Genomic DNA, 12573 nt, shown 5'->3' on the forward strand with positions numbered 1-12573 from the left:
TGATTATCAAGCATTATTTTACCTCATCTCTAGTATAACAAAAAAGCCATCAATTTGATGACTTTTTCAGTAGGCTCTCGACTGACAGAGGGTTCCTTATTTCATTACTTAAACACTTGATTAGCTCAATGCATCCAAGGCGTCATCCATTGAAAGAACTTCGTGGAAGACACGTTGTGTCAATTCAGTTTTTTGTTCTGGAGTGAGGTATTTAGTGTTTACACAGTATCCAGAGATACGTACGATAACATCTTCACCTGACATGATCTTTTCGTAAACATCGTTCAAGTCCATAACGTTCAAGTTAACGTGTTGTCCACCGTTTTCGAAGTAACCATCAAGGATTGTTACCAAGTTATCAACTTGTTCGTCACGAGTCTTACCAAGAGCACGAGGTGATACTTGTGTAGTCAATGAGATACCATCAGCTGCGTAACTAAAGTCAAGGCTAGAAAGTGAGTTCAAGTTTTGCAACCATCCACCTTTAGCTTTGTTAGATGGGTTAGCACCTGGTGAGAAGAATTCAAGTTTAGACAAGTTCACAGAACCATCTTCGTTGAGGTATACACCTTTGTGGACTGGTGAGTTACCAGTTTGTTTAGAGTAAGCAACGTTAGATGTGATTGTCAAAAGTGATACAGTAGCTTCTGCGTCTTTGTAAAGTTTGTGGCTACGTAGACGAGTTGTGTAAGCTTCAATCAACCATTCTGCCAATTCGTTTGAACGTGGGTCATCTTCACCCCAACGTGGGTATTCACCGATTGTTTCGTAATCGTAGATGTAGCCATTTTCGTCACGGATTGGTTTAACTGTAGCGTACTTAATAGCTGACAATGTGTCAACAGTGTTGGCAAATCCACAGATACCGAATCCCATGTTAGCGCGTTGTTTAGTTGGCAAGAAGGCCATTTGAACAGCTTCGTAGTTGTACTTATCAGTCATGTAGTGGATGATGTTCAAAGCATCTACATAAGTGTCAGTCAACCAGTCAAGAGATTTTTCAAAGTTAGATTTAACTGATTCAAATTCAAGAACTTCATCACGGATTGGTTCGATATCAAATACTTTGTAGTCTTTGTGTACATCATCGTAACCACCGTTCAAACCAGTAAGAAGGGCTTTCAATACGTTTACACGCGCACCGAAGTACTGGATGTTGTGGCGTTGTTCTTCATTTTCTGGGTCAAGTGGTGACACACAGCATGAGATACAGCTCATTTCACCATATCCGTCTTTAGCCATTGTTGTTACACCTTCGTATTGGATAGAAGAGTGTTTGTGGCTCATGTGCATACAGTAGCGACGGAAGTTGTATGGCAATTTATCAGTCCAAAGAACTGTCAAGTTTGGTTCTGGAGAGTTACCGATGTTGTCAAGTGTGTTCAAGAAACGGTAGTCCATCTTAGTAACACGGTGACGACCGTCGTTACCCATACCAGCCATAGAAGTTGTGATGAAAGTTGGGTCACCTGAGTACAATTGGTCGTAAGCTTTTGTACGAGCAAATTTAACTGTACGAAGTTTCATAACGAAATCATCAACGAATTCTTGGATTTCTGATTCAGTAAATGTACCACGAGCAAGGTCACGTTCTGCAAAGATGTCCAATACGATTGGCACACGTCCTAGAGATGTAGCAGCACCGTTGATAACACGGCAGACAGACATGAAGGCGATGTTAACCCATTGGATAGCTTCTTTAACGTTCATCGCTGGTTTGCGAACATCAACTCCGTAAAGGTCACCCAAGCGAACAACTTGTTGCAATGCTTGGTATTGAAGATTGATTTCTTCACGAAGACGGATTGTTTCTTCATCGATTTCTTCGATTGCATTCCAGTCGTTTACTTTTTCTTGCATCAAGTAGTCTGCACCGTAAAGAGCAAGACGTGCGTAAACACCGATGATACGTCCGCGTGAGTATGCATCTGGAAGACCAGTTACAGTGTGTGCGTGACGTGCGCGACGAATGTTTGAAGTGTAGGCACGGAAGATACCGTCGTTAACTGTTGTTACATATTTAGTGAAGATTTCGTGAACAGCTGGGTCTGGTTCGTATCCATTTTCTTTCAAAGTAGTTTCAGCCATACGGATACCACCTTTTGGCATGAAGTTCAATTTGAAGAGTTCATCGTTTTGGATACCGAAGATAACTTCGTTTTCTTTATCGATAAATCCTGCTGGGATATCAGCGATAGATGTTGGACGAGTGTCCATTGGGAAACGAGTTTCTTCGTAGTGAGCCTTAGTTTCTTCTACAATTTTTTTGATGTGAAGTGAACGTTCTGTTGGTCCTGCAAGGAAGCTTTCGTCTCCATCATAAGGTGTGTAGTTAGCTTGTACGAAGCGTGATACACTTGCTTTTTCTTTCCAATCTACTCCTTTGAAGCCTTCCCAAGCTTTGTCAAAAATATCTTGTGCTTCAACAACTGTTTTAACAACCATGTTAATGTCCTCTTTTTTCTTTCTAGTAACAACCATCTGTTACATTCATGAGACAAGTATACCATACAGTAATCGTTTTCAACAAGTAATAAATCCCTATTTTTACACTTTCTTTTCTAAAACAGTCTATATTTTGTTCCGAACTGTATTATATTTTTGAAAAAATAAAGTCCTTTTTTCTTTTTTTCAGAAAAAAGGGTATAATAAAATAAAATAAGCAGTAAAAAGGTGCTAGGCATGTTGATTTTTCCTTTGTTAAATGATTTGTCAAGAAAAATCATCCATATTGACATGGATGCCTTTTTTGCTGCGGTGGAAATCAGAGATAATCCTAAACTCAGAGGAAAACCTGTCATTATCGGAAGCGACCCTCGGCAAACAGGTGGACGGGGAGTCGTTTCTACCTGTAGCTATGAGGCACGAGTTTTTGGTGTCCATTCAGCCATGAGCTCAAAGGAAGCCTATGAGCGTTGTCCCCAAGCCGTCTTCATCTCAGGAAATTATGAGAAATACAAGGCTGTGGGACTCCAGATTCGAGCTATTTTTAAGCGCTATACAGATTTGATTGAGCCTATGAGCATTGACGAAGCCTATTTGGATGTGACAGAGAATAAACTCGGTATCAAGTCAGCGGTCAAAATCGCTCGCCTCATTCAAGAGGATATCTGGCAAGAACTCCATCTAACTGCTTCTGCTGGCGTTTCTTATAACAAATTCTTAGCTAAAATGGCCAGTGATTATCAAAAACCACATGGTCTGACAGTGATTCTACCTGAGCAAGCTGAGAACTTTCTCAAACAAATGGATATTTCCAAGTTTCATGGAGTAGGAAAAAAGACAGTGGAAAGACTTCATCAAATGGGTGTTTTTACCGGCGCTGATTTGCTTGAAGTTCCTGAAGTGACTCTGATAGACCGTTTTGGCAGACTGGGCTATGACCTGTATCGAAAGGCTCGAGGTATCCACAATTCCCCAGTCAAATCCAATCGCATCCGTAAATCAATTGGCAAGGAGAAAACCTATGGAAAGATTCTCCGTGCTGAGGAAGACATCAAAAAAGAGCTGACTCTTCTATCAGAAAGAGTCGCTCTCAGTCTCAATCAGCAAGAAAAAGCTGGAAAAATTGTCATTTTGAAAATCCGCTACGAAGACTTTTCAACTCTTACTAAACGAAAAAGTCTGCCTCAAAAAACACAGGATGCTAGTCAGATAAGCCAAATAGCCCTGCAACTCTACGAAGAATTAAGCGAGAAAGAAAGAGGTGTCCGCCTGCTGGGGATTACCGTGACTGGATTTTAAAACCTTGAAGAGCTCCCCCTTCAAGGTTTTTCTTATACAAATAAACGAACGAAGCTATAAAGTAGCAAAACACTACCAAGCACGATGCGGTATTTACCGAAAAGGGTAAAGTCGTGTTTTTTCACATAGCTGGTCAAAAAGCGAATAGCCACCATGCTGACTGCAAAAGCTACTCCCATCGCAACCAAGAGCAAGAACAATTGCCCAAAGCTCAAGAGCTGTCCTGCTTTCACAAATTTGAAAATCTTTAAGGCACTAGCTCCGAACATAACAGGAATTCCAAGATAGAAGGTAAATTCTGTCACAACAGAACGACTGGTTCCATTTAACAAACCACCGACAATCGTTGCCCCAGAACGACTGGTTCCTGGTAAAAGGGCAAGAACTTGGAAAAGTCCGATATAGAAAGCTGTCGTATAAGGAAGCTTGTCCAATTCTGTTACACTTGGCTCGATAGCACGCGCTTTATTTCGTTTTTCCAAATAGATAAAGGCAATCCCATAGATAATCAACATAAGAGCAACAGAAACCATATTATGGAAGTGGGTATCAAACCAATCATCAAATTTAAAGACGGCAAGCAAAGGTAAAGTGGCAACCAAGACCTTCAACCACAGTCTCCAAGTCTTACGAACTTCCTGCTTATCCTTTGTCGGTTTGAAAGGATTGAGCTTGTTAAAGTAAATAACCATGACCGCCAAAATCGCTCCCAGCTGAATTACAACATTAAACATGGACATAAAGGCTTCATTCTGATTTTGGTATTGGATAAATTCCTCTGCTAAAATCAAGTGACCTGTACTGGAAATCGGCAACCATTCCGTAATTCCTTCAACAATACCGAAGAAGATAGATTTTAAAATTTCAATAAGATACATAGATTACTCCTTTTTTCTATCTTCCATTATAGCATATTTTTTCAGTCTATGGCAGTTCTCTTTAAAAGGCACCGATACTGCCGCCACCTCCGCCTCCAGAGAAGCCACCGCCAGAACTTCCACTTCCAGAAGATACGGAGTAGGTACTTGCTGTATTTGCGACATTGGCATAATGGCTCATTTGTGCTGTTGAATGATAAAACATACTGTGCCAGCCATAAGCTACATAGAGATTGATATCTGGATTTTCCACTTGGATATGATGAACCTTCATCAAATGACTGACCTTGTCCGCATAGCCAAATAAGGTCGCATAAACCAAGAGGCGATTCCAGACCACAATACTTTCCAATTCAACCTGATCCAATCGTGCAATCTCACGCAACATATTTTCAAAACTGGTCCAGAGATAGTAGACCTCTGCTCCTGCTTCATTTAGGACGCCATCACGATTATCTAGTCGAAGCTTCCAATAATAGAAAACAGCCAAAACCAAACCTAGAAAACCAAGTATTGCCAAGGGGATGTAAAGATAGCCATGAACGTCTAAACTGTACAAGAACAAACCAAATCCGATAAATAATGGTAGGATAGTAGAAAGTCCCATCCCCACTTGCAAGGCCTTTTCTCCACCAGTCAAGGGACGATAATAATCCGGAAGCCCCCAGAAGGAAACTCGATTTCTCACTCCTTCTTGCATCTCTTTCAATACTTCTTCAAAAGAAGATTTGAGTTGAAGCCCTCTTGCTTGAATCCGTTTTTCATCAGAGACTTTTGCCCCACGATAAAGACTATCAGATACCTTGTAATCCGCAAACAAATTGGAAAGAGTTTCTTCTTTTTTGCCTGAAAAAGCCAGATTTAGGCAGTCTTTCTCAAAGCTTGACAAACCATCTTCTTTTACTAGCCTCAAACCAACTGCATCTCCTTCTGAAATGATAGAGACATTCCCACGGTCTATCACATCTAGCAAGGTAGCTTGAATAAGTTGATCAAAGGTGAATTTTCCAACTCCCTTGACCAAGGGACTCACTTCCTCCAAGGAGGTAGAGTAGACAGCCTCTGATAAAACCATAGGCTCTAATTCCATTGGTGGTTCATAGAGACGATGATTTTTGGCATATTTGACTGAAGGAGTGGTCTTTCTTCTATAGATAAAATAGAAGCAGACACTCAATAACAAGGAGATAGAAAGTATGGCAGGAAACACCCACGTAAGGAGTTGTTTACTTTTCTCTTTTTCTTTAACAATCGAGTCTTCTATCTTATTAAACTCGTCTAAACGATTCCCTTTCAAACCCTGATCCCTAGCGCTAGCAAAATCAGTTCGAGGCCAGTATGCATGCAATTCAACTCCACGCTTAGCTGGAAGATTGTCCAAACGAATAGTATAATCAAGGCTACTCTTTTCAATCGTTCCCTCTCTAAAAAGTTTGCCTGTATGGAAATAGAGTTTTTCCGCCCCCTTGTCTCCCCTTACATGAAATTCAAACTTTCCAATAGCCCCTGAACTATCTGTCAGAGGTTGCCAATTTAATTCAGCGATGTCATCATATAGGAAAAGCAAATTTTTTAAGTTCCATGTAAGGTCAACTTCAACTATGTCGCCCTCCTGACCCGGATTGTAGACTTTCACAGTATAACCATCTGCTCCTTCTGTCACTTCGCTAGTAACGTCTGCTAGCTCAGCACCGTTTTTCGCAGCCTGAACCTTTGGATGAGGGTCAATGTCAAATCCACTAGGCATCTTGCCAGCACGTCCAAGTCCCACGATTTGGCCCTTAAAGTCCTCCTCAAACTGGTAAACTATCTTCTGTCTAAATTCTGCTGTATTGTCTGCATGAATATACAAATCCCCTTGGTAAGAGTTTATCTTGAAATCAATGGCAAAAACAGAGAGTGGCAGAAAGCAAAACAAGCCTAACACCAGTAATAAAAAAATTTTTTTCATCAACTAAGCCCCCTTTTTATCTTTCTTATCATTATAGCATTTTTTCGTAAGTAAAGGCTTACTTATGTTGAAAAATTACGCATTTTTCGATAAAATAGGAGACAGTTATTTTTTAATAGATTAGAAATAGGAGAAATCATGAGAAAAATATACTTATCTATTTTCACAAGTCTCTTGCTGATGCTGGGACTTGTCAATGTTGCTCAAGCTGATGAATATTTACGCATCGGGATGGAAGCAGCATATGCTCCCTTTAACTGGACTCAGGATGATGATAGCAATGGGGCTGTCAAAATCGATGGGACCAACCAGTACGCTAATGGATACGATGTCCAAATCGCCAAGAAAATCGCTAAGGACTTAGGTAAAGAACCTTTGGTTGTTAAAACCAAGTGGGAAGGTCTAGTCCCTGCCCTTACTTCTGGTAAGATTGACATGATTATCGCAGGTATGAGTCCAACTGCCGAACGCAAACAAGAAATTGCATTTTCAAGCAGTTACTACACTAGCGAACCAGTTTTGCTTGTCAAAAAAGATTCTACTTATGCAAACGCAAAATCTTTGGATGACTTTAACGGTGCAAAAATCACTTCTCAACAAGGTGTCTATCTTTATGACTTGATTGGTCAAATCCCAGGTGCTAAAAAAGAAACTGCCATGGGAGACTTCGCTCAAATGCGCCAAGCTCTTGAGGCTGGTGTCATCGATGCCTATGTTTCTGAACGTCCAGAAGCTCTGACTGCCGAAGCTGCTAACTCTAAGTTCAAGATGGTTCAAGTAGAACCAGGTTTCAAAACTGGAGAAGAAGATACAGCTATCGCCATCGGACTTCGTAAAGATGACAACCGTATTAGCCAAATCAATGCCAGCATTGAAACCATTTCAAAAGACGATCAAGTTACCTTGATGGATCGTATGATCAAGGAACAACCTGCCGAAGCTACAACAACTGAAGAGACTAGCAGTAGTTTCTTTAGTCAAGTCGCTAAAATTCTTTCTGAAAACTGGCAACAACTCTTGCGTGGTGCTGGTGTCACTCTTTTAATCTCTATCGTCGGAACCATCACAGGTCTCATTATTGGACTTGCCATTGGTGTCTTCCGTACTGCTCCTCTATCTGAGAATAAGGCCATTTATGGCTTACAAAAACTAGTCGGCTGGATTCTCAATGTCTACATTGAAATTTTCCGTGGTACCCCAATGATCGTTCAATCGATGGTTATCTACTATGGAACTGCCCAAGCTTTCGGTATTAACCTTGACCGCACACTTGCTGCTATCTTCATCGTTTCGATCAACACTGGTGCCTACATGACTGAAATCGTTCGTGGTGGTATCCTAGCAGTTGACAAGGGACAATTTGAAGCTGCGACTGCTCTTGGTATGACTCATAACCAAACCATGCGTAAGATTGTCCTACCTCAGGTTGTCCGTAACATCCTACCAGCAACTGGTAATGAATTTGTCATCAATATCAAAGATACATCTGTATTGAACGTTATCTCTGTTGTCGAACTTTATTTCTCAGGAAATACAGTGGCAACACAAACCTATCAATACTTCCAGACATTTACAATCATCGCCGTGATTTACTTTGTCCTCACCTTCACCGTAACACGTATCCTACGCTTCATCGAACGCCGCATGGACATGGATACCTATACTACAGGTGCTAACCAAATGCAAACGGAGGATTTGAAATAATGACACAAGCAATCCTTGAAATTAAACACCTCAAAAAATCCTATGGACAAAACGAAGTGCTAAAAGACATTTCTCTGACTGTCCACAAGGGAGAAGTCATCTCTATCATCGGAAGCTCTGGAAGCGGAAAATCAACCTTCCTACGCTCCATTAACCTTCTTGAAACGCCAACTGATGGACAAATTCTTTATCATGGACAAAACGTCCTCGAAAAAGGCTATGATCTCACGCAATACCGTGAAAAGTTGGGGATGGTGTTCCAATCCTTTAACCTCTTTGAAAATCTCAACGTGCTTGAAAACACAATTGTCGCTCAGACAACTGTCCTTAAACGCGAACGTACAGAAGCTGAAAAGATTGCCAAAGAAAACCTGGAAAAGGTCGGCATGGGAGAACGCTACTGGCAAGCGAAACCAAAACAACTCTCAGGTGGTCAAAAACAACGTGTGGCCATCGCTCGTGCCCTTTCCATGAATCCTGACGCTATTCTCTTTGATGAACCAACATCAGCTCTCGATCCAGAAATGGTTGGAGAGGTCCTCAAAATCATGCAGGACCTGGCTCAGGAAGGCTTGACTATGATTGTCGTAACCCATGAAATGGAATTTGCCCGTGATGTCTCTCACCGTGTTATCTTCATGGATAAGGGTGTAATCGCTGAAGAAGGCAAACCAGAAGACCTCTTCACCAATCCTAAAGAAAACCGTACAAAAGAGTTCCTTCAACGCTATCTCAAATAAAAAGAAAAGGCTGCATCAATCGTGCAGTCTTTTTGCTGTCCTCAAAATGAAAAGGCAGACCCAATTCAAGAATCCGCCATTATTCAAAGATTAATCTTCAAATTTTTCATGATTTTTTTCATAGAAATCAATTAAACCTAGAGCTGTTTCAAATGAAATATTTTTTACTTTTGCACGACCCTGCGCTAGAGCAATGATAGACATTTCACGCGCATTCGTTTCTTTAGAGATACGGTAGCCTGTGATTTTCTTATCACGAACCCAGCCAACAACTGATTCTACTTTTTCAAAGTTTGACTTAGCCATGTTCTTCTCCTATTTTCTTCTTTACGTTATATTATTCTATACGTTTTTATGTCTTTTGTCAATAAAAAAACATATATTCAATAAAATAAATGATTCAGAATCTTCTTACTTCCTTTTTAAAGCCGATAATATATAGGTTTTTGCTTACTATGACCCATTAGTAAGCTCCTAAAGAATAATTGTATTATTAAGCTTTAAACTTGTAAAAATATTCATGTATACTGAATGCCAGTTTCTCAATAGGATAGACAGGATTTACTATTTCATTCTATATATTCCTTTTAAATCAACAAGTCCACTAAAGATAGTCTTTCACTCCACACTATCTCTAAACCATTCCGTTTTTCTTTCTCCTTCTTTGGTTCCTTTCCTGTCCTTATCTATATCTTATTTATTTCACAACCGGTACTACTTACTTTGTCAAATCTTGCACCTTCTGATTACATACCCGCTTTCCAGCTAGTCATTTGAAAACAGCAGCACTTGCCGTTTCGTGTCTAGCGCTATTGTTTATCTCACGAGTTTTTTCAGCCGACTCACCTAGCAACTATCTCACAAACATTGATTATTTTTTCTGATTCCTATTATATTTAGAGAAATTTCAAATTAGGGATATATACATTGGGGATTTCAAAAAATTTCCTTATATATAGTAAGTAATTCTATCGCCTTAATATAAACAGAATCAAAAATAATAGGTGCTATAGTGAGTTGTAGTAGAAATAGCACGATAGATTTCCTAAGTCCATAGGAATCGCCCCCTTTCTTCACCCTCATTATAACACCTATACATCAGTTGTGCAAATAATATGATATTTTTTTATTAGTCCTCAGACAAGCATATTATAGAGCGTTTCATTACCATTTAAGTTAATATAAGCTGGATCAAAACCTTCCATTCGACGAATCAATCCTGCATAATCATGCTTATCTGCTAAAGCGATCCCAATTAATACAGGCCCTGTCCCCTTGCTAGCTCGTTTGATATACTCAAAACGTGTGATATCATCATTTGGCCCCAATATATCATTTACAAACTCACGCAAAGCCCCCGGACGCTGTGGAAAATTAACCACAAAGTAATGCTTGATCCCATCATAAATCAAGGCACGTTCTTCCATTTCAGGCATACGGTTGATATCATTATTTCCTCCAGAAATGATACAACAAATGGTTTTCCCCTTGATATATTCAGCCAAAACCTCTAAAGAAGCGATACTAGCCGCTCCAGCAGGTTCTGCAACAATCCCTTGCTTAGAGTAAAGGTCAATCAAGGTTTCAGAAATCAATCCCTCATCGACACCTACCAAAGTTTGAACATGTTGACGAGTTGCTTCATAGGTCAACTGACCTACCTTTTGCACAGCAATCCCATCCGCAAATTTGTCAATTTCTTTAAGTTTGACTGGACCACCAGCTTCAAAGGCCGCCTTCATGGAACGCGCTCCATTCGCCTCTACTCCGATAACTTCAATCTCTGGACTTATTTCCTTGATATAGGTAGAAACCCCAGCAATGAGACCGCCACCACCAACAGGAACCAAGACAGCATCAAAATCAATCGATTCTTTTCGAGCTTCTTCTAAAATCTCATAAGCAACTGTCCCTTGACCAGCTTGAACATGGGCATCATCAAAAGGATCAATAAAGGTACGATTTTCAGAGACTGTAAATTCTTGAGCTGCTTTGGCTGAGGCATCAAAAGTATCTCCAACTAATTTAATAGTCACGAAGTCCCCACCAAAAAAGCGAACTTGACCAATTTTTTGTTGCGGAGTAGTAATGGGCATAAAAATAGTAGCAGGAATTTTCATCTCATTACAAGTATAGGCAACTCCCTGCGCATGATTTCCCGCAGAAGCACAGACTACCCCACGCTCACGCTCTTCCTTGCTGAGCTGAGAAATGGCATAATAGGCACCACGAATTTTAAAAGAGCGAACACGTTGAGCATTTTCCTTTTTCAAATAAATCTTAGCGCCATACTTCTCCGATAAATAATGGTCGTAATCCAGTGGGGTATTCACAACCACACCATTCAAGACCTTATGAGCCTTGATTATATCTTTTGAACTTAACATCATTTTCTCCTAGACTATTTCATACTTATCGCAATCCATCCTCTTAAAAGTGAGGTGAATTGATTATAAAAGCGAGTTAGTCCCCCAACTCGCCTTCACCTTAATTTCTATCAATTAGTTATAGATTTTAAATGCATCATCGTCGTTTTTACCAACGAATGGCATTGCTTTACGCAATTCTGCACCAACTTTTTCAATTTCAAGGTTAGCTGCTTGTTCACGGTAAGCAGTCAATTTTGGACGTCCAGCTTTATAGTCATTTACAAAGTCATTTGCAAATTTACCATTTTGGATGTCTGCCAAGACAGCTTTCATGTTTTCTTTAACTTGCTCAGTAATTACACGTGGACCTGATACATAGTCACCGTACTCAGCAGTATTTGAAATAGATTGACGCATTTTCTTGAATCCACCTTCGTAGATCAAGTCAACGATCAATTTCATTTCGTGAAGAACTTCAAAGTATGCCAATTCTGGAGCGTAACCTGCTTCTGTCAAGACTTCGAAACCTGCTTCGATAAGGGCGGTCAAACCACCACAAAGTACAGCTTGTTCACCAAACAAATCTTCTTCAGTTTCTTCTTTGTATGTTGTTTCAAGAAGACCTACACGTGCTGCTCCAACACCTTTACACCAGTCCATAGCAATGTTTTTCGCATTTCCTGTTGCATCTTGATATACTGCGTAAAGAGCTGGTACACCAAATCCTTCTTCGTAAGTACGGCGTACCAAGTGTCCTGGTCCTTTAGGTGCACACATGAAAACATCTACATCCGCAGGAACTTTGATAAATTCAAAGTGGATGTTGAAACCATGAGCAAATCCAACTGCATTTCCAGCTTCCAAGTTTGGAGCGATTTCTGCTTCGTACAATTCTTGTTGGATTTCGTCTGGTGCCAAAATCATGATAACGTCAGCCAATTTAGTTGCTTCTGCTACTGTGTAAGTGTCAAATCCATCTTCTTTTGCTTTGTCAAAAGATTTACCTGGACGTACACCGATGATAACATCGCGACCAGAATCACGCAAGTTTTGAGCATGCGCATGTCCTTGTGAACCATAACCGATAACGGCGATTTTTTTACCGTCAAGTGCTGCTACTTTAACATCTTTTTCATATTCCATTTGAACTGCCATAGTTTTTCTCTCTTTTCTATTATTTATTGCCT

The 12573-nt window shown here is 40.2% G+C and carries 9 protein-coding genes; 3 read left to right on the forward strand and 6 right to left on the reverse strand.

All coding sequences use genetic code 11. The features are described 5' to 3' along the window. Window positions 1-120: 120 nt before the first annotated feature. Entirely contained in the window at window positions 121-2445 is a 2325-nt protein-coding gene (pflB, locus tag N8M09_RS05260) for a formate C-acetyltransferase (protein ID WP_261064285.1), read from the reverse strand. A gap of 237 nt (window positions 2446-2682) precedes the next feature. Between pflB and dinB the strand changes: the two genes are divergently transcribed. Next, a complete protein-coding gene (gene dinB / locus N8M09_RS05265; RefSeq protein WP_261064287.1) occupies window positions 2683-3744 on the forward strand; it encodes a DNA polymerase IV in 1062 nt (353 codons plus the stop codon). A 32-nt stretch (window positions 3745-3776) separates the two neighbouring features. Here the strand turns inward: dinB and N8M09_RS05270 are convergent, their stop codons facing one another. Continuing rightward, window positions 3777-4622, reverse strand: a complete 846-nt coding sequence (locus tag N8M09_RS05270; RefSeq protein ID WP_203175561.1) for an undecaprenyl-diphosphate phosphatase — start codon at window positions 4620-4622, stop codon at window positions 3777-3779. Between the two features lie 61 nt (window positions 4623-4683). Beyond that, complete coding sequence (locus tag N8M09_RS05275; protein WP_261064290.1) at window positions 4684-6573, reverse strand: DUF2207 family protein; 1890 nt, start codon at window positions 6571-6573, stop codon at window positions 4684-4686. A gap of 138 nt (window positions 6574-6711) precedes the next feature. Here N8M09_RS05275 and N8M09_RS05280 point away from each other — a divergent pair, with 138 nt between their 5' ends. Beyond that, window positions 6712-8277, forward strand: coding sequence for an ABC transporter substrate-binding protein/permease (locus tag N8M09_RS05280; RefSeq protein ID WP_261064291.1), 1566 nt, complete (start codon window positions 6712-6714; stop codon window positions 8275-8277). Then, complete coding sequence (locus tag N8M09_RS05285; protein WP_261064293.1) at window positions 8277-9017, forward strand: amino acid ABC transporter ATP-binding protein; 741 nt, start codon at window positions 8277-8279, stop codon at window positions 9015-9017. Before N8M09_RS05280 ends, N8M09_RS05285 begins: the two co-directional genes overlap by 1 nt. Window positions 9018-9107: 90 nt before the next feature. Here N8M09_RS05285 and N8M09_RS05290 read toward each other — a convergent pair whose 3' ends face one another. The 3 genes from N8M09_RS05290 to ilvC form a co-directional block, all read right to left on the reverse strand. Next, the gene (locus N8M09_RS05290; RefSeq protein ID WP_001130036.1) at window positions 9108-9323 is read right to left on the reverse strand and encodes a capsule biosynthesis transcriptional regulator; all 216 of its coding nucleotides are present in this window, start codon (window positions 9321-9323) and stop codon (window positions 9108-9110) included. Window positions 9324-10153: 830 nt separating this feature from the next. Next, window positions 10154-11404 (reverse strand): threonine ammonia-lyase IlvA, encoded by a 1251-nt coding sequence (ilvA, locus tag N8M09_RS05295; protein ID WP_000952970.1) that lies wholly within the window; start codon window positions 11402-11404, stop codon window positions 10154-10156. A gap of 114 nt (window positions 11405-11518) precedes the next feature. After that, entirely contained in the window at window positions 11519-12541 is a 1023-nt protein-coding gene (ilvC, locus tag N8M09_RS05300) for a ketol-acid reductoisomerase (RefSeq protein ID WP_000290683.1), read from the reverse strand. Window positions 12542-12573 lie beyond the last annotated feature (32 nt).

The sequence above is a fragment of the Streptococcus mitis genome (assembly GCF_946190375.1).
GTDB lineage: Bacteria > Bacillota > Bacilli > Lactobacillales > Streptococcaceae > Streptococcus > Streptococcus mitis_CJ.

Excerpts from the sequence above, each read along its gene's own strand:
- pflB (WP_261064285.1), bottom strand. The coding sequence starts at position 2,445 with ATGGTTGTTAAAACAGTTGTTGAAGCACAAGATATTTTTGACAAAGCT.
- dinB (WP_261064287.1), top strand. The coding sequence starts at position 2,683 with ATGTTGATTTTTCCTTTGTTAAATGATTTGTCAAGAAAAATCATCCAT.
- N8M09_RS05270 (WP_203175561.1), bottom strand. The coding sequence starts at position 4,622 with ATGTATCTTATTGAAATTTTAAAATCTATCTTCTTCGGTATTGTTGAA.
- N8M09_RS05275 (WP_261064290.1), bottom strand. The coding sequence starts at position 6,573 with ATGAAAAAAATTTTTTTATTACTGGTGTTAGGCTTGTTTTGCTTTCTG.
- N8M09_RS05280 (WP_261064291.1), top strand. The coding sequence starts at position 6,712 with ATGAGAAAAATATACTTATCTATTTTCACAAGTCTCTTGCTGATGCTG.
- N8M09_RS05285 (WP_261064293.1), top strand. The coding sequence starts at position 8,277 with ATGACACAAGCAATCCTTGAAATTAAACACCTCAAAAAATCCTATGGA.
- N8M09_RS05290 (WP_001130036.1), bottom strand. The coding sequence starts at position 9,323 with ATGGCTAAGTCAAACTTTGAAAAAGTAGAATCAGTTGTTGGCTGGGTT.
- ilvA (WP_000952970.1), bottom strand. The coding sequence starts at position 11,404 with ATGTTAAGTTCAAAAGATATAATCAAGGCTCATAAGGTCTTGAATGGT.
- ilvC (WP_000290683.1), bottom strand. The coding sequence starts at position 12,541 with ATGGCAGTTCAAATGGAATATGAAAAAGATGTTAAAGTAGCAGCACTT.